Here is a 17,437-nt window from a genome sequence, read left to right on the forward strand (position 1 = left end):
TGCGGGAAAGGCGGGGGAGGCTGAGCTTCAACGGAGTCTCTTCCTGAAGTCTTGTCGCGCGCACGCGCTCAGGCGTTGCGGAGGATGCTGTTGTACTTCTCGAAGATCTGGTAGACGGCCAGACTCTGGTGCGTCTGGGACTCCACGTCGGGGTCCCAGGCCCGGTAGCGGCGCAGCAGCTCGGTGATCTCGAACTCGACGAGGTCGAGACGCATGGACCGCGGGGTGGTGACGCGGTCACCGGGAGGCAGCTGCCCGCCGGGCCTGCCGCGGGTGCCCCACAGGTGGATCAGGGCCGCGGTGCGCACGCTGAACGCGTTGTCCTTGTTCAGCTGCTGCCACACGGTCCACAGGTCGGCATCCTCGGCCGGGTCACGGTGGTCGCCGGTGACGAAGCCCCAGCCGATGCAGTGGTTCCAGGCCTGGATGGCGTCGGCAGCGCTGATCTCGCCGATGCCGGTGTGCGAGTCCCTGACCGGGCCCGAGCCACTGAGGTGGTGGTCGGCGACCTGCTGGTCGGTGGCCTGGGCGGCGAGGTCGTAGTCGCGCAAAGCCCAGTAGACGGCCGTCTGGATCAGCGCCTTGCGCATCGAGTAGGTCTTCGACAGCTCGGTGATCAGCCCGTCCTGGTCCTGGATCGCCGCGACCGCCTGCGCGTTGGAGTAGAGCCGCGCGTCGCCGCCGATGCCGCCGGTGTCCGGCCGGCCGATCGAGCGCATGTAGCGCGCGAGGTCGGCCCGCAGCGCCGGCACCTGACGGGCGTCGAAGGCGACGTCCGGGACGGCGGGCCGCGGCCGGTCGAACGCGCCCTGCCCGGTGTCCCGCCCCGAGGCGTTGTCGGCGTCGATCTCGAGCTGCCCCTCCCCCGAGCCGAGAGTGCGGACCACGAACTGGTCGTAGGCCCAGTCCCCGGGCAGCGGGTGCCCGGCGTTGCCGTCGAAACCCGCGGACATGCCGGCGACGAAGCTCGCGGTCGAGTAACCGGCAGCGCCGACCCGCGCGCACACGTTGCGGGAGCCGTAGACGCCGATCTCGTACGGGTGGCCGGAGTCCGCCATCGCCTCCTTGACGCCCTTGAAGTGGGGCAGGACGTTCGCGGTGATCTCGGCGTCGATCGCGTCGAAGTCGACGGCGAAGAAGATCCGGGTCCCCCGCCGGAAGCCGTGGTCGCGGGCGGCGTTGACCGCCGCGTACCCCGCGGTCCGCCCGGCGACGTAGTCGAAGTCCGAGGCGTCGCTGTTGACGGTCTGGTAGATCGGGAAGCAGCGCAGGCCCTGCTGGGCGAGGGTGTCCAGCTCGCCCGGCTGGATGGCCTTCTCCGGCAGGGAGGTGGCGCTCGGGTTGGTGAGGTAGCGGCCGACGTACGCGATCCCGGCCGCCTTGAGCGACGCCGCCCGGGCCGGGGTGACCCGGGTCGTGGTGTCGCAGGCCCTGGCGGGGCGGGACTGGTCGCCGAAGGAGGCCAGCAGGGAGGCGAAGGTCGCGAAGTCGCCCTCGCCCGTGGCCGGGAGCGCCGCGAAGGTCTGGAAGGCCCGGACGGCAGCGGCGAGGGAGGAGTCGAAGGTGTCGGTGAGGGCGGCGGGACGCCGGTTGATCACCATTCCGGCGGAGAACAGCTGGACGAAGACGCCCGTGTCCCCGTGCGTCACGGGGTGCGACTTCAGTCCCGACTGGGTGCCGGGCCCGAAGTTGCCGTTGGCGGTGCCGTCCGCCATGCCCAGCTCGTACTGCACGCCGAAGAGCAGCGCCTTGGCGGTGTCGCGGGACACGAGCCCGTCGCAGGCGATGACGAAGAAGTCCTGCCGGTTCACGTAGCGGCCGTTGAGCCACTGCTGGACGGCCCGGACCTGCCCGGTGCCCGAGGCGCCGGGGACGTAGGAATCCATCGTGAGCAGCGCCTTGAAGACCTTGGGCGTCAAGGAGGGCCCGCGGTAGGCCTGTTCCACGCCCATGTCGGTCTTGAGCCGGGTGACGGCCTCCTGCACCCGGGTGCCGTACGTGCCGTCGAGGTCGCCGCCGTCGTAGCCCTTGCAGTACAGGCCGGCCTGGATGATGCGGCAGAAGTCGGGCGAGGGGACGGTGCCGGCGTCGAGCTTGGGGTACCTGGCGGTCAGGGTACTGAGTGTGGTGGGGCCGAAGTTGTCGGAGAACGCCGTGATGCCCAGCTCGTACTGCAGGGCGCGGGTCAGGGCGTACAGGGTCGCCCAGTCGGCCTCGCCGGTCTCCTGCACGGTCGTGCCGGTGCGGCTGCCGTAGACGGAGTTCACGAATCTCTGGGCCTTGAGCACCATCGCGTCGCGCATGGGGGGTTCACTCGCTTTCGAGGGAGTGACCGCGCCCGTCGCAGCCCGGAACCGGACTCCCCCGGGACGCCGGGCGAGTGGTCGATCTCGTGGTGAGCTTGATCGTATGTCCGGATAAACCGCTTACTGTGCGGTACTTGGGTGGGTTGCAGGAGATTGTTGTGATCGTCGGCGAACCGCCGGTTCACCCTCCGTACAAACGCCGGCGGCCCCCCGCCCGCGAGGGACAGGGGGCCGCCGCAGTCGGCTCACGCCCAGGTGATCAGGCGCTTCGGCTGCTCCAGGATCGCCGCCACGTCGGCCAGGACCTTCGAGCCCAGCTCGCCGTCGACCAGGCGGTGGTCGAAGGACAGGGCCAGCGTGGTGACCTGACGGGGCTTCACCTTGCCCTTGTGGACCCACGGCTGCGGCTTGATCGCACCGACCGCGAGGATCGCGGACTCGCCCGGGTTGAGGATCGGCGTGCCCGTGTCGACGCCGAAGACGCCGACGTTGGTGATCGTCACCGTGCCGCCCTGCATCGCCGCCGGGGACGTCTTGCCGTCCCTGGCCGTCGCCACCAGCTCGCCCAGCGACCGGGCCAGCTGCGGCAGCGTCTGGGCGTGCGCGTCCTTGATGTTCGGCACGATCAGACCGCGCGGGGTCGCGGCCGCGATGCCCAGGTTCACGTAGTGCTTGACCACGATCTCCTGTGCGGCCTCGTCCCAGGACGCGTTGACGTCCGGGTTGCGCCGGATCGCGACCAGCAGCGCCTTGGAGATCAGCAGCAGCGGGTTCACCCGCAGGCCCGCGAACTCCTTGTCGGCCTTCAGCTCCTCGACCAGCTTCATCGTGCGCGTCACGTCGACCGTCACGAACTCCGTGACGTGCGGCGCGGTGAACGCGGAGCCGACCATCGCCGCCGCCGTCGCCTTGCGGACACCCTTGACCGGGATACGGGTCTCCCGCGTGGTGTCGTACGACGCCGGAGCCTGGGCCCGGGACACGGCGGGGGCGGGTGCGACCTGCGGCTCGGTGGCCGCCGGTACGGCCTCGGCGACCGCCGCGTGCACGTCCTCGCGGGTGATGATGCCGTCCGGGCCGGTCGGGACGACGGTCGTCAGGTCGACGCCCAGGTCCTTGGCCAGCTTGCGGACGGGCGGCTTGGCCAGCGGGCGCTCCCCGCCCGCCGGAACGGCCGGAGCCGCCGGGGCGGGAGCGGCCGGAGCGGTCGCTGCCGGGGCGGGCGCGGCCGGGGCCGCCGGCGCGTGGCCGTTCAGCTCCGTCTGGATCGCCGTCGAGACCTGCTGGACCGGGACCTCCGGGCCCTTGCGGGGGCGGCGGCGGGTGGACGAGGTCGCCACCCCGTACCCCACCAGGACCGGCTGGCGGCCCGAGCCCGCCGCCTTCGGCTCCTCGGCGGCAGCCGCTGCCGCGGGCTGCGCGACGGCGGGCTGCCCGGCTGCGGGCGCCTCGGCTGCGGGTGCGGGTGCGGCGCTGCCGCCGCCGACGTCCACCGCGATGATCGCCGTGCCCACGTCGACCGTGGTGCCCTCCGGGAAGTGCAGGTCCCGGACCACGCCGTCGTACGGGATGGGCAGCTCCACGGCTGCCTTCGCCGTCTCGACCTCGCAGACCACCTGGCCGTCGGTGACCGTGTCACCGGGCTGGACGTACCACTTGAGGATCTCGGCCTCGGTGAGTCCCTCGCCCACGTCGGGCATCTTGAACTCGCGCACGGACGCTTCCGTCATCGTCGTCACGACCTTCTCCTCAGTACGCCAGCGAGCGGTCGACGGCGTCCAGCACCCGGTCCAGGTTCGGCAGGTACTCCTCCTCCAGGCGCGCCGGCGGGTACGGCGCGTGGTAGCCGCCGACCCGGAGCACCGGGGCCTCCAGGTGGTAGAAGCAGCGCTCGGTGATCCGCGCGGCGATCTCCGCGCCCGAGCCGAAGAACACCGGGGCCTCGTGGACGACGACCAGGCGGCGCGTCTTCTCCACCGACGCCTGGATGGAGTCGAAGTCGAGCGGGGAGACCGAGCGCAGGTCCAGGACCTCCAGGTTCTTGCCCTCCTCGGCGGCCGCGTCGGCGACCTCCTGGCAGAGCTTCACCATCGGGCCGTAGGCGGCCAGGGTCAGGTCGGTGCCCGCGCGGACCACCTGGGCCTTGTGCAGCGGGCCCGGGATCGCCTCCGCGTTGACCTCGCCCTTGTCCCAGTAGCGGCGCTTGGGCTCGAAGAAGATCACCGGGTCGTCGCTCTGGATGGCCTGCTGCATCATCCAGTACGCGTCCGACGCGTTCGACGGGCTGACGATCTTCAGTCCGGCCACGTGCGCGAAGAGCGCCTCGGGGGACTCGGAGTGGTGTTCCACCGCGCCGATGCCGCCACCGTAGGGGATGCGTACGACAACCGGGAGCTTGACCTTGCCCAGCGAGCGGGCGTGCATCTTCGCGAGCTGCGTGACGATCTGGTCGTACGCCGGGAAGACGAAGCCGTCGAACTGGATCTCGACCACCGGGCGGTAGCCGCGCAGGGCCAGGCCGATCGCCGTGCCGACGATGCCCGACTCGGCGAGCGGGGTGTCGATGACGCGGCTCTCGCCGAAGTCCTTCTGCAGGCCGTCCGTGACCCGGAAGACGCCGCCGAGCTTGCCGACGTCCTCGCCCATGATCAGGACCTTGGGGTCGGACTCCAGGGCGCGGCGCAGCGACTCGTTGATCGCCTTGGCCAGTGCCATCTTGTCGGCCATCTCAGTTACCCCCCTCGTCGGCGAACGACGCCTGGTACGCGGCGAACTGGGCGCGCTCCTCGTCGACGAGCGCGTGTCCGTCCGCGTAGGCGTTCTCGAAGATCGCGAAGTGGTCCGGGTCCGGCATGGCACGGACCGCCTCGCGCACTCGTTTGCCCAACGCCTCGGACTCGGCCTCCAGTTCCTGGAAGAATCCCTCGTCCGCGTGGTTTGAGGCCTCCAGGTACCGGCGAAGGCGCAGGATCGGGTCCTTGGCCTCCCAGGCCTGGCGCTCCTCGTCGCCCCGGTAGCGGGTCGGGTCGTCGGAGGTGGTGTGGGCGCCCATGCGGTAGGTGAACGCCTCGACGAGGGTCGGGCCCTCACCGCTGCGGGCCCGCTCCAGGGCCCACCGGGTGACCGCGAGGACGCCGAGCACGTCGTTGCCGTCGACCCGGACGCCCGGGAAGCCGAAGCCCTGGGCGCGCTGGTAGATCGGCACGCGGGACTGCTTCTCGGTGGGCTCGGAGATGGCCCACTGGTTGTTCTGGCAGAAGAACACGACCGGGGCGTTGTACACCGCGGAGAAGGTGAAGGACTCGGCCACGTCGCCCTGGCTGGAGGCGCCGTCGCCGAAGTAGGCGATCACCGCGCTGTCGGCGCCGTCCTTGGCGACGCCCATCGCGTAGCCGGTGGCGTGCAGCGTCTGGGAGCCGATCACGATCGTGTACAGCTGGAAGTTGTTGCTGTTGGGGTCCCAGCCGCCGTTGTTCACGCCTCGGAACATCCCGAGCAGGTTGGCCGGGTCGACGCCGCGGCACCAGGCCACGCCATGCTCACGGTAGGTCGGGAAGACGTAGTCGTCCTCCCGGGTGGCCCGGCCGGACCCGATCTGGGCGGCCTCCTGGCCGAGCAGTGACGCCCACAGGCCCAGCTCGCCCTGGCGCTGCAGGGAGGTGGCCTCGGCGTCGAAGCGGCGGGTGAGCACCATGTCGCGGTAGAGGCCGCGGAGCTCTTCCGGAGTGATACCGGCGACGTACTTGTCGTACTCGGCGTTCTTGACGCGCTTGCCCTCGGGCGTCAGCAGCTGCACGAGCTGGGGCTCGGCGCTCTTGGCGTCCTTCTTGGCAGGCGTGCGGGTGGTGCGCTTGGTGCCGGTGGTGCCGGCCTTGCTTCCGGCGCTGCGTCGCGATGTGCGCGCGGCAGTGCTCTCCACGGTCACGTGTGCTCCTCCGTCGGTCCGGCCCCCGGGGTTGCCGGTAGGCCAGTACGGCTCACCTGTTCTCGCCACCGGGGCACGGGGTGGGTGCCACTCGGCCGGGAACAGGCGTGACAGGTGCCCCGGCGAGCGCCCTGCAGAAAGCACGTTACCCAGTGCGCCACATTTCTGTGAAACCCCACCTGACCTGCGATTTTGCTTGGATTTCCAAGTAAATCGGAAAGGCGCGGAAGGGTGCCTGGTCACAGCCTTGCAGGAGGCCGGAGCAACCGCACGTTAACCCGGTGACCCAGGTCACGGGAAGAGTCCTCTTTTCGGCGTACCCGAAACGGCACGCGCGCGCGGGCCCCGTCGCCGGGCCCCACGCGCGCGTGGATCATGCCGCTGAGCTGCGGGTCAGCCTTCGCCGCCGCCCGCGCCGCCCACGATGCCCTCCGTGGTGCCGCCGCCGTCGGCACCGCCGGTGTCGTCGGTCGGGGTGCCCGGGTCCGTGGGCTCCTCGTCCGTCGGTTCGCCGGTCGGCGCCGGGCTGGTCGGCTGGCCCGTCGGCTCGCCGGTGGGCGAGGCCGGAGCACTCTGCGTCGGCGTGGGGGACGGCTTGTAGGTCGGCGTCCAGTTGCCGTTGCCCGAGCCGGTGCCGGTCCCGGTGTCCGTTTCCGTGTCGGTCGGCTGGCCGGTGTCGTCGTCGCTCGGGGTCTCGCTGGGCGTTTCCTTCTCTTTGCTCTGCGTGGCCGTCGGCTTCTGCTCCTTGCTCGGGCCGTCCTCGTCGCCGCCGGTGTTCTGCAGCGCCAGGGCCACACCCGCGGCGATGGCGATCACCGCGAGCACCGCGAGGATCCAGAGCTTGCCGCGGCCGCTGCCCTTGTTGCCGTGGCCCTCGAAGCCGCCGTCGTCCCCGCCGCTGTAGCCGCCGGGCAGGATCGGCGAGGGGATCTGCGCGGTGCCGGAGACGTCCCCGGGGTGGCCCATCACGGCCGTCGCACCGGCGAAGCCGCCCGACGGGGTGTTGCGGCCCTCGTGCGTGTCGACCGGGCCGGTGTTCCAGGTGCCGGTGTGGCCGCCCTGGTCGTAGAGCATCTGGAGGGCGTACTGGACCAGCCCTCGCATCTCCTCCGCCGTCTGGAAGCGGTCGTCGGGCTCCTTGGCGAGGGAGCGCATGACCATGCCGTCCAGCTCCGGCGGGCAGGCGTCGGAGACCTCGGACGGCGGCGTCGGGATGTCCTGGACGTGCTGGTAGACCACGGACAGCGGGGTCTCGCCGGTGAACGGCGGACGCAGCGCGAGGAGTTCGTAGAGCAGGCAGCCCGTCGCGTACAGGTCGGAGCGGTGGTCGACGGCCTTGCCGAGCGCCTGCTCGGGGGAGAGGTACTGCGGGGTGCCCATGACCATGCCGGTCTGCGTCATCGTCGTGGACGCGCCGTGCAGGGCGCGGGCGATGCCGAAGTCCATCACCTTCACGGCGCCGTTGTGCGTGATGATGACGTTGGCGGGCTTGATGTCGCGGTGCACGATGCCGTGCTGGTGCGAGTAGGCGAGCGCCTCCAGGACGCCCGAGACGATGATCAGCGCCTGTTCGGGACCGGGCGCCTCCGCGTTCAGCAGGAGGTCGCGGATGGTGCGGCCCTCGACGATCTCCATGACGATGTACGGCACGGACTGGCCGCCGACGAAGTCCTCACCGGAGTCGTACACGGCGACGATCGCGTGGTGGTTGAGGCCGGCCACCGACTGGGCCTCACGCGTGAAGCGCGCCTTGGAGACCGGGTCCTCGGCGAGGTCGGAGCGGAGCAGCTTGACCGCGACGGTGCGTCCGAGACGGACGTCCTCGGCTGCGAACACCTCGGCCATGCCGCCCCGGCCGAGTCTGCGGGTCAGCCGGTACCGGCCGTCCCCGACCAGTCCGCCGTTCCCCCAGGACTCCGGCGCCTCCGACATGCCGCCGCCAGTGCCCTCGGGGTCGGACGGGCCCTGAGCGCGCTGCTGCTGTGCCATCAGTCCTCGCCGTCGTTTCTGCCCGCGGTGCGCGCGGTGTTGTTACGGTCTCCGTCGGCCACGCTACAGCCTCCGCGCAAGCCTCCGGCCCGACAAGGGGCACCGGGAGCGGCACGAGACGGACCGGCCATGAAACCTTCACTCCTTACCGTCGTGCAAATTCTGTGTCCCGCCCGTACGCCCCCGGTAACGCTTCCGCGACGCTTCTTTCGCGTACGGTCACGGAACGGGCACCGAGCTTGACGTGTCGGTGCCCTGGGGCAGACTTGGCCGGGAATGGCGGTTTGGATCAACGACGGACCAGCGACGGATCCGCGGTGGATCAGCGCAAGTCGGCGGCGCCTCAAGGGCTACGGGGGAAACGGGACATGAGCCAGGACGGCGCACAGGGCCAGTACGCGGGGCGGGCGCTCGCCGGTGGCCGCTATCAGCTGCGTGACCTCCTCGGCCAGGGCGGCATGGCCTCGGTGCACCTCGCGTACGACAGCGTGCTCGACCGGCAGGTCGCCATCAAGACACTTCACACGGATCTCGGCCGGGAACAGGCCTTCCGCGAGCGGTTCCGCCGCGAGGCCCAGTCCGTGGCCAAGCTCACGCACACCAACATCGTGTCGGTCTTCGACACCGGCGAGGACACCCTCGACGGCATGACGACGCCGTACATCGTCATGGAGTACGTCGAGGGCCGCCCGCTCGGCTCGGTCCTCGACGAGGACGTGCGGCAGCAGGGCGCGATGCCCGCCGACAAGGCGCTGAAGATCACCGCGGACGTGCTGGCCGCGCTGGAGATCAGCCACGAGATGGGCCTGGTCCACCGCGACATCAAGCCGGGCAACGTGATGATGACCAAGCGCGCCGTGGTCAAGGTCATGGACTTCGGCATCGCGCGCGCCATGCAGTCCGGCGTGACGTCGATGACGCAGACCGGCATGGTCGTCGGAACCCCGCAGTACCTCTCGCCGGAGCAGGCCCTCGGCCGCGGTGTGGACGCCCGCTCCGACCTGTACTCGGTGGGCATCATGCTGTTCCAGCTGGTCACCGGGCGGCTGCCGTTCGAGGCGGACTCGCCGCTGGCCATCGCGTACGCGCACGTCCAGGAGGAGCCGCCGGTTCCGTCCTCGGTCAACCGCTCGCTGCCCCCGGCCGTGGACGCGCTGATCGCCCGTGCGCTGAAGAAGAACCCGAACGAGCGCTTCCCCAGCGCCGAGGCCATGCGCGACGAGTGCCTGCGGGTGGCCGCGTCCTTCCAGGCCGCGCCGCCGAGCATCGTCCCGGGCACCCAGGCCCCCAGCGGCGCGGGCGTCGGCTCGGCCGTGTTCCCGCCGGTCGACCAGGCGACGCCGGCGCCCTCGGGCCAGGTGCAGACGCCGTACCAGCCGACCCCGCCCCCGAACCCGTACGGCACGCCCGCCCCGACGGGGCCGAACCCGGCGTACGGCTACCCGCAGCAGGGCGGCTACCAGACGCCGGCCCCGGCGGGGTACTCCCCGCACGCCGGCCCGTCGACGCCGCCGCCCTACAACCTGTCGCCCCCGGCCGCGGCCGCCTCCTCCGGCGGCGGCAGGAACAACAAGCCGGTGATCATCGGCTCGATCATCGTGTCCGTCGTCGCGGTCGGCGGCCTCGTCACGGCGCTGCTGCTGAACGGCGGCGGCGAGGACGACAAGGGCGGCGGCAACCCGAGCGCGTCGGCCTCCGCGGAGAAGAAGCCCGGGTACCGCGGCCCGGACACCGCGAAGACGATCGACACCGAGGAGTGCACGGAGCCGCGGGAGTCGTACAACGACCCCGACAAGATCCAGATCCCGGACTTCAAGTTCAAGAACATCAAGTCGGTCAAGGCCTGTCTGCAGGCGGCCGGCTGGGAAGTGAACGAGAAGAAGGTCGACGAGAACACCTACGGCGACGGCACGGTCATGAACCAGTTCCCGTCCGCCGACACGGACGTCGACCCGAAGGACATGCCCGAGATCGAGCTCAGCGTCTCGACGGGCAACCCGCCCTCCTGAGGCCCCCGACGCACGGAAGGGCCCGGCGGTCTCGCCGGGCCCTTCTCCTTTTCCGTACGACTACAGGTAGGGGCCGCCGGACCGGCCGCCCGGGTGCTGCTCGTCGATGCCGTCGCCGACTCCCGGCGGGAGGGCGCGGCGCATCTGCTCCAGCTGGGCACGCGCCGCCATCTGCTGGGCGAACAGCGTCGTCTGGATCCCGTGGAAGAGCCCCTCCAGCCACCCGACGAGCTGGGCCTGCGCGATCCGCAGCTCGGAGTCGCTGGGGGTCGTCTCGTCCGTGAAGGGCAGGGAGAGCCGCTCCAGCTCCTCGACCAGTTCGGGCGCCAGACCGTCCTCCAGCTCCTTCACCGAGCTGGCGTGGATGTCCTTGAGCCGGACCCGGCTGGCCTCGTCGAGGGGAGCGGCGCGCACCTCCTCCAGCAGCTGCTTGATCATGCTGCCGATCCGCATGACCTTCGCGGGCTGCTCCACCTGTTCCGTGAGCGGGGTCTCGCGGGAGTCATCGTCTGCGCCGCCGCCACCGAGCGCCATGCCGTCCTGGCCCACGACCAGGATCTGCGGGTTCTCCGACGACCGTTCGTTCCTCGGCATCTCCATGTCGCCATTCTGTCGCACGCCTGCACCTCACCTCCGTGGTGCCCCCACAGGAGGCTGATCCACCGCGCTGGAGGAGACGAGTCGGTCACGCTTCGGGTTGCTCCGGCGGGGGCGGCTGTTCCTCGCCACGTCACGGGCTGCCGGCCCTGGAACGGGCCGGCCGCCGCGCGAGCGGTTCCGTCCGTCGGCCGAACCCGGAGTGCCCGGGCTGCGGGGCGGTGTGAGGCTGGTGGGCAGGATATGACCGAACTTGCCGTTTATGCCCTACCGGGCACGGCGGGAAGGGGTCACCCCCGTGACTCCATGGCTACGCGCGCTGCGGGCGACGGGACTGGTCCTCGCCCTGGGGGCCGGCGCGGCCGTCTCACCCTTCGGCTCCGTCCCGTCCTACGGGGCCGTCCACACGTACGTCGAGGAGGCGGACACGGCGGACTCGGCGGAGCCGGAGGAGGCGGGGTCCGGGACCCTCGCCACCCCGTCGCCCGAGCCCGCCTCATCGTCCCCGTCCGCCCCCACCACTGCGTCCTTCCGCCCGACGGCGTCGTCCCGGACGGCCTCGCCGTCCCGGCCCACCCCCTCGCCCCGGGCGGCTTCACCGGCCCGGTCCGCCCCGTCGCCCCTGGCTGCTCCGTCGGCCCGGGCGGCTTCACCGGCCGCGGCGGCGAGGGCGACCCCATCCGACGCCGGTGAACCCTCGCGGGCCGGGAGCAGGGCAGGAGAGGGCCGGGTGCGGCCGGGACGGCCGGAGGAGGCAGGGGAGGGGCAGGGCCTCTCCGACGCCTCGGCCCTCGCCCTCCCCGAGGAGCCGCCGGAGACCGACCCGGTGTCCGCGAGTCCGTCGCAACAGTCCGTACGGGAGGCCGCGACCACGGAACGCCCCGTCGGCCAGGTCCTGCGCATCCTGCCCCTGGGCAGCGGCCTGGTCCTGATCGGCCTGGGACTGGCCCTGGCGTTCGTGGCGCTGCGGCTGCGGCGGGTCTAGGTTCTGTCTTCGGTCATCCCGCAGCCGTCCGACCAAGTCGGCCACCGCCTGAGGCGAGGCCGACTCCGGCCCATCTGATCAGCCACTTGTGAGCAGTCTGGAAGGAGCCGAGCTCGTCGGGGAGGTCTCGCCAGGGCGAGTTGGTGCGGTACTTCCACGCGATGGCTTCAAGAGTGCGGCGGTGGTCGGCCCATCGCCGCGCCAGGTGACCTCCTCGAACACGGCGGCCTCAGCGACCGGCACTACGAGGTTTCCGGAGGCAGTGCCGCTGCGCATTCGGCGAGCAGCCCGCGCAGCCACTTATGCCCTGGGTCGCTTTCCCGTGCCGCATCCCACCAGAAATGTTCGGCGAGTTGCGGCAGCGGGCGGGGCAGCGAGAAGGTCTTGAGCGGAAGCGGCGCCGTGTCGGCGAGCCGGGAAGGAACGACAGCGACGAGTTCCGTGCCCGCGATGATTCCGGGCAGCGACGTCATGCTCTCCACCACGAACATGCCGCGGTCGCCCAGCCAGAAACGGCTCCAGGCCGGGTCGCCCACCACCACTTCGAACTGCTCCCGGTAGCTGCGGACCCAGCGCAGCTCCCGCAAGGCGGAGTCGTCCAGGGATCCGTCCACGGCGGCATTGCCGCGGTCGGCCACGCCCACCCACCTGTCGGTGAAGATCTCGGCATTGGACGTCATGCCCAGAATCCCGGGCGGCACGATCAAACCATCGGTCTCGCGCAGGAGTTCACTGGCGCGGTCCGCGTCGACCCTGGGTGCGTTCAGCAGTTGGAGTTTCACTGCCGGGGCTCGCTCCATCAGTGATTTGAGCAGCGGCCCGCCCAGGACGTGCAGGACGTAGTCGGATGTCATGACGGTGAACTCGCGGCGTGAGGTTTCCGGGTCGAATTCAGCCGGAACACCCAGTACTTTCCCGACCCCTTCCAGGGCGCTGACGACAGCTGGATGGATGTCCGCCGCGAACGGCGTCAACCGGTAGGAACCTCGTTGCCGTACGAGCAATTCGTCGTCGAAGAGGCGGCGTAGTCTGCCGAGCGCCGCGCTCAGCGTCGGTTGCGAGCGGCCCAGCTTGCTCGCGGCGCGCGAGACATTGCGTTCCGACAGAAGCGCCTCGAGCGCCACCAGCAGATTGAGATCGATATCGGCGAGACGACGTGACTTCCCCATCCCACCACTATAGATGGCGTCAATAGTTGACATAGGAAGATTGCTGTTGTGTCGATACCTCGGGGCGCCCAGACTGAGGCGGCAAGATCAAGAAGTGAGAGAGGTGCGGCAATTTCATGCCTGCTGTGCAGCATGTACTCGTGATCGGCGCCGGCCCCGTCGGCCTCACCGTCGCCGCCCTGTTGGCGGACGAGGGTGTCGCCGTCGATGTGGTCGAGAAGCGTGAAGCCATCAGCGCCGTGGGCGCCGGACTGCTGCTGCAGAACAACGCGTTGCGAGTGATCAAAAAGGCCGGCTTGTTCAGCCGGGTGACAGAGGCAGGGCATGTACTGAACACCTTCACGATCCGTCGCGCTGATGCTGAGGGATCCGTGGTGATGCGAGAACCGTTCCCGCGTGCGTCCACGGACGCCGCCGTGCCGGGAGCGGTGGCCATCTCCCGTCCGCGATTCGCGCGGTTCCTGCAGGAACGCGTCGGCGAGGCGGGCGTCAAGCTGCGACTCGGCTGTACCTTCCGCTCCCTGCACCAACGGGGGGACAGCGTCCGGGTCGAACTGACGGACGGCTCCCACGGTGACTACGACCTGGTCATCGGCGCAGACGGAGTGGGCTCGGCGGTACGCGACGCAGCCGGCATCACCGGCGAGCGCATCACCATCAATGCGATCATCTGGCGTTTCCTCGGGCCTCCCGTCGACGGCATCGACGATCTCGACCAGATTCACGGCAGCCGAGTCGGAGGGCTTCTCCCCATTGGAAAGAACGTCCTGTATGGCTTCGTGGGCGACAGCGCCACCGCACTGCCCAACTGGGCAAGCCTGAGTGCGGACGCCGCGGTCGACCGGGTCATGGGGATCATGGACGAGTTCCACGGGCCGTGGGACGAGGTGAGGCGGACTTTCGACCGCGGTTCACTGCGGCCCATGCTGCAGGACGCCTACCTGGCGGATGCACCGTGGAACCGGGGCCGGATCGTCGTGATCGGCGACGCCGCGCACAACAGCCCGCCCACCTTCGCGCAAGGCGCGGCGCAAGGCCTCGAAGACGCCTTGGTACTGGCCGAAGCGCTGACGGGCAGGTCCTGTGTGGACGAGCACCTCTGGGCGGAATTCCACGCTCGGCGCGTCGACCGGGCGCGCACCGTACTGCAGGCCTCCGTCGCACGCGCCAAGGCCCCGGCCGGCCGAGGTCCGGAGGGGTTCATGGACGACGAAGCCGTCGCGCACATCATCGCGACCGCGACCTAGGCCGCGTCCGCAACGTCCCGTCGTCCGCCCGGCGACCCCGCGGCGTCAGGGGCCCCCTTCGACGGCGGAATCGACAGCAGGGGGGAGCGTGGCCGGCGTCGCGGGGTGGACGGGACTCTGCCCGCCCGGCCCACGTCGGACCGGGCGGGCGTTCACGCCCCCTGAGGGGCGATGAGCAGCACCTTTCCGACGTGGCCGCTCTCCTCCACCACCCGGTGCGCTGCTGCGGCGTCCCGCATCGGGAGTTCGCGGTCGACGATCGGGCGCAGGTGGCCGCCCGCGAGCAGGGGCCAGACGTGTTCGCGTACGGCCGCGACGATGGCGGCCTTCTCCTCCCGGGGCCGGGCCCGCAGGGACGTCGCGCTGATGGCGGCCCGCTTGGCCAGCAGGGCGCCGATGTTCAGCTCACCCTTCACCCCGCCCTGCATGCCGATGATCGCGAGCCGGCCGTTGACGGCCAGGGCCTTGACGTTGCGCTCCAGGTACTTGGCGCCCATGTTGTCGAGGATGACGTCGGCACCGGCGCCGTCCGTCGCCTTCCTGACCTCCTCGACGAAGTCCTGCTCGCGGTAGTTGACCAGGATGTCGGCGCCCAGCTCGGCGCACCGCTGAAGCTTCTCCTTCGTACCGGCCGTCACGGCCACCCGCGCACCGACGGCCTTGGCCAGCTGGATGGCCATCGTGCCGATGCCGCTGGAACCGCCGTGCACGAGGAGCGTCTCGCCGGGCCGCAGATGGGCGATCATGAAGACGTTCGACCAGACGGTGCAGGCCACCTCGGGCAGTGCCGCGGCCTGTGTCAGGCCGACGCCGTCGGGCACGGGCAGCAGCTGCCCGGCCGGGACGGTCACCTTCTCGGCGTAGCCGCCGCCGGAGAGCAGCGCGCACACCTCGTCGCCGACGTTCCACCCGGAGACGCCGGTGCCGATCTCGGCGATCCGCCCGGAGCACTCCAGGCCGGGGTAGGGGGATGCGCCGGGCGGCGGTTCGTAGAAGCCCTGCCGCTGCAGGATGTCGGCCCGGTTGACGGCGCCGGCCGCCACCTCGACCAGGACCTCGCCCTCGCCGGGCACGGGGTCCGGGACCTCGTCCCAGACCAGCGCCTCGGGCCCACCAGGTTCGGGAATCGTGATCGCATGCATGCAAGGGACCGTACCCGCAGCTCCCCGGACCGAGTCCGCTCCGCCCCGAGGTCCTCCTCACCTACGCCATGAGACCGGTACCGGCGAAGACCCGTGTGCGCGACCGATGAGTTTGCGCGACGGTAAAGGTCTCACCATGCGTAGCCCAAGCACGCGGAAGGACCCGAAGCATGAGCACGCAGACGTCCGGCCTGGCGATCGAGACCGCGGGCCTGGTGAAAACGTTCGGCGAGACGAGGGCCGTCGACGGCGTCGACCTGTCCGTGCCCCAGGGCACGGTCTACGGCGTCCTCGGCCCGAACGGCGCCGGCAAGACCACCACCGTGAAGATGCTCGCCACACTTCTGCGGCCGGACGGCGGCGAGGCGCATGTCTTCGGTCACGACATCGTCCGCGAGGCGGACGAGGTGCGCGGCCGGGTGAGCCTCACCGGCCAGTACGCGTCGGTCGACGAGGACCTCACCGGCACCGAGAACCTGGTCCTGCTGGGCCGGCTGCTCGGCCACCACAAGAAGGCCGCCCGCGAGCGCGCCGCCCAGCTCCTGGAGGCCTTCGGGCTCGGTGACGCGGCCGCGAAGCAGGTCAAGCACTACTCCGGCGGCATGCGGCGCCGCATCGACATCGCCGCGTCCATCCTCAACACCCCCGACCTGCTGTTCCTCGACGAGCCGACCACCGGCCTGGACCCGCGCAGCCGCAACCAGGTCTGGGAGATCGTGCGGGCCGTCGTCGCCCAGGGCACCACGGTGCTGCTGACCACGCAGTATCTGGACGAGGCCGACCAGCTGGCGTCCCGCATCGCCGTCATCGACCGGGGCAAGGTGATCGCCGAGGGCACCAAGGGCGAGCTGAAGTCGTCCGTCGGCGCCGGGTCCGTCCATCTGCGTCTCCGGGATCCCGACCAGCGCGATCTCGCGGCCGGCCTGCTCCGCCGCGCCCTCGACGCGCAGGTGCAGCCGGAGCCCGACCCGGTGGCCCTCACCGCCCGCCTCGGTACGGCGGCGAGCGACGACTCCGCGGCCGAGCAGGCCTCCCGCGCGCTCGGCGAGCTGGCCCGCGCCGGGATCACCGTCGACAACTTCTCCCTGGGCCAGCCCAGCCTCGACGAGGTCTTCCTCGCCCTCACCGGGCACGACACGCACGACTCCGCCGACTCCGCCGACTCCACCGGCTCCTCCGACCGCTGTGACGACCCGAAGGACGAGGTGGCGGCATGAGCACCGCGACGACCACCGAGAGCAAAGAGCTCGCCCCGGTCAGCGCCGAGTCGCTCGCCGCCCTGCTCGTCACCAAGGAGCGACCGCCGCGGCCCAGTGCGTGGTCGGCCTCGATGACCTTCGGCTGGCGGGCCATCCTCAAGATCAAGCACGTGCCGGAGCAGCTCTTCGACGTCACGGCGTTCCCGGTCATGATGGTGCTGATGTACACGTACCTGTTCGGCGGGGCGCTGGCCGGCTCGCCGGAGGAGTACATCCAGTTCCTGCTGCCGGGCATCCTGGTGATGTCGGTCGTGATGATCACGATGTACACGGGTGTCTCCGTGAACACCGACATCGAGAAGGGCGTCTTCGACCGGTTCCGCAGCCTGCCGATCTGGCGGCCGTCCACGATGGTCGGCTATCTGCTCGGGGATGCCCTGCGGTACACGATCGCGTCGGTCGTGATGCTCACCGTCGGCATCATCCTCGGCTACCGGCCGGACGGCGGGGCCGCCGGCGTGCTCGCCGGGATCGCCCTGCTGGTGGCCTTCTCGTTCGCCTTCTCGTGGATCTGGACGATGTTCGGGCTGATGCTGCGCACCGAGAAGTCGGTGATGGGCGTCAGCATGATGGTGATCTTCCCGCTCACGTTCCTGTCCAACGTGTTCGTGGACCCGAAGACCATGCCGGGCTGGCTGCAGGCGTTCGTCAACAACAGCCCCATCACGCATCTGGCGTCGGCGGTGCGGGGTTTGATGGGCGGCGACTGGCCGGCCGACGAGGTCGCCTGGTCACTGGGCTGGGCGGCCCTGTTCGTGCTGGTCTTCGGGCCGGTCACGATGCGGCTGTACAACCGGAAGTAGCCCTGG

At 70.6% G+C, this 17,437-nt stretch carries 13 protein-coding genes and 1 pseudogene; 5 read left to right on the forward strand and 9 right to left on the reverse strand.

What is annotated here, in order from left to right; genetic code table 11:
- Positions 1–68 precede the first annotated feature (68 nt).
- From AB0B29_RS19960 to AB0B29_RS19980, 5 genes are all read right to left on the reverse strand, one after another.
- Positions 69–2,303 (reverse strand): glycoside hydrolase domain-containing protein, encoded by a 2,235-nt coding sequence (locus tag AB0B29_RS19960; protein ID WP_362241328.1) that lies wholly within the window; start codon positions 2,301–2,303, stop codon positions 69–71.
- Positions 2,304–2,551: 248 nt separating this feature from the next.
- Positions 2,552–4,036: a dihydrolipoamide acetyltransferase family protein gene (locus AB0B29_RS19965; RefSeq protein ID WP_362241995.1), complete on the reverse strand. Its 1,485-nt coding sequence runs from the start codon at positions 4,034–4,036 to the stop codon at positions 2,552–2,554.
- A 19-nt stretch (positions 4,037–4,055) separates the two neighbouring features.
- On the reverse strand, positions 4,056–5,033 hold the full coding sequence (locus tag AB0B29_RS19970) for an alpha-ketoacid dehydrogenase subunit beta (RefSeq protein WP_362241331.1): 978 nt from the start codon (positions 5,031–5,033) through the stop codon (positions 4,056–4,058).
- A 1-nt stretch (position 5,034) separates the two neighbouring features.
- Complete coding sequence (gene pdhA, locus AB0B29_RS19975) at positions 5,035–6,231, reverse strand: pyruvate dehydrogenase (acetyl-transferring) E1 component subunit alpha (protein ID WP_362241334.1); 1,197 nt, start codon at positions 6,229–6,231, stop codon at positions 5,035–5,037.
- A gap of 393 nt (positions 6,232–6,624) precedes the next feature.
- Positions 6,625–8,220: a protein kinase domain-containing protein gene (locus tag AB0B29_RS19980; protein WP_362241336.1), complete on the reverse strand. Its 1,596-nt coding sequence runs from the start codon at positions 8,218–8,220 to the stop codon at positions 6,625–6,627.
- A 368-nt stretch (positions 8,221–8,588) separates the two neighbouring features.
- Between AB0B29_RS19980 and AB0B29_RS19985 the strand changes: the two genes are divergently transcribed.
- Positions 8,589–10,229, forward strand: a complete 1,641-nt coding sequence (locus AB0B29_RS19985) for a protein kinase domain-containing protein (RefSeq protein WP_362241339.1) — start codon at positions 8,589–8,591, stop codon at positions 10,227–10,229.
- A 60-nt stretch (positions 10,230–10,289) separates the two neighbouring features.
- Here AB0B29_RS19985 and AB0B29_RS19990 read toward each other — a convergent pair whose 3' ends face one another.
- On the reverse strand, positions 10,290–10,829 hold the full coding sequence (locus AB0B29_RS19990) for a bacterial proteasome activator family protein (RefSeq protein WP_362241342.1): 540 nt from the start codon (positions 10,827–10,829) through the stop codon (positions 10,290–10,292).
- A gap of 295 nt (positions 10,830–11,124) precedes the next feature.
- Between AB0B29_RS19990 and AB0B29_RS19995 the strand changes: the two genes are divergently transcribed.
- The gene (locus AB0B29_RS19995) at positions 11,125–11,811 is read left to right on the forward strand and encodes a hypothetical protein (protein ID WP_362242048.1); all 687 of its coding nucleotides are present in this window, start codon (positions 11,125–11,127) and stop codon (positions 11,809–11,811) included.
- Positions 11,812–11,869: 58 nt separating this feature from the next.
- Here AB0B29_RS19995 and AB0B29_RS20000 read toward each other — a convergent pair.
- Positions 11,870–12,010, reverse strand: a pseudogene (locus AB0B29_RS20000) (transposase); the annotation flags it as partial.
- 43 nt (positions 12,011–12,053) lie between these two features.
- On the reverse strand, positions 12,054–12,980 hold the full coding sequence (locus AB0B29_RS20005) for a LysR family transcriptional regulator (protein WP_362241345.1): 927 nt from the start codon (positions 12,978–12,980) through the stop codon (positions 12,054–12,056).
- Positions 12,981–13,096: 116 nt separating this feature from the next.
- Between AB0B29_RS20005 and AB0B29_RS20010 the strand changes: the two genes are divergently transcribed.
- Positions 13,097–14,227 carry an FAD-dependent monooxygenase gene (locus tag AB0B29_RS20010; RefSeq protein ID WP_362241348.1) on the forward strand — a complete coding sequence of 377 codons (1,131 nt, stop codon included), beginning with the start codon at positions 13,097–13,099 and terminating at the stop codon, positions 14,225–14,227.
- Between the two features lie 152 nt (positions 14,228–14,379).
- Here AB0B29_RS20010 and AB0B29_RS20015 read toward each other — a convergent pair whose 3' ends face one another.
- The gene (locus AB0B29_RS20015; protein ID WP_362241351.1) at positions 14,380–15,369 is read right to left on the reverse strand and encodes an NAD(P)H-quinone oxidoreductase; all 990 of its coding nucleotides are present in this window, start codon (positions 15,367–15,369) and stop codon (positions 14,380–14,382) included.
- Between the two features lie 170 nt (positions 15,370–15,539).
- On the opposite strand from AB0B29_RS20015, the gene AB0B29_RS20020 reads away from it, so the two are divergent.
- Both AB0B29_RS20020 and AB0B29_RS20025 read left to right on the forward strand, forming a co-directional pair.
- A complete protein-coding gene (locus tag AB0B29_RS20020) occupies positions 15,540–16,586 on the forward strand; it encodes an ATP-binding cassette domain-containing protein (RefSeq protein ID WP_362241354.1) in 1,047 nt (348 codons plus the stop codon).
- Positions 16,583–17,431 (forward strand): ABC transporter permease, encoded by an 849-nt coding sequence (locus AB0B29_RS20025; RefSeq protein ID WP_362241357.1) that lies wholly within the window; start codon positions 16,583–16,585, stop codon positions 17,429–17,431. Before AB0B29_RS20020 ends, AB0B29_RS20025 begins: the two co-directional genes overlap by 4 nt.
- Positions 17,432–17,437 lie beyond the last annotated feature (6 nt).

Origin of the sequence: Streptomyces tibetensis (assembly GCF_040647715.1) — a bacterium.
Taxonomy (GTDB): domain Bacteria; phylum Actinomycetota; class Actinomycetes; order Streptomycetales; family Streptomycetaceae; genus Streptomyces; species Streptomyces tibetensis_A.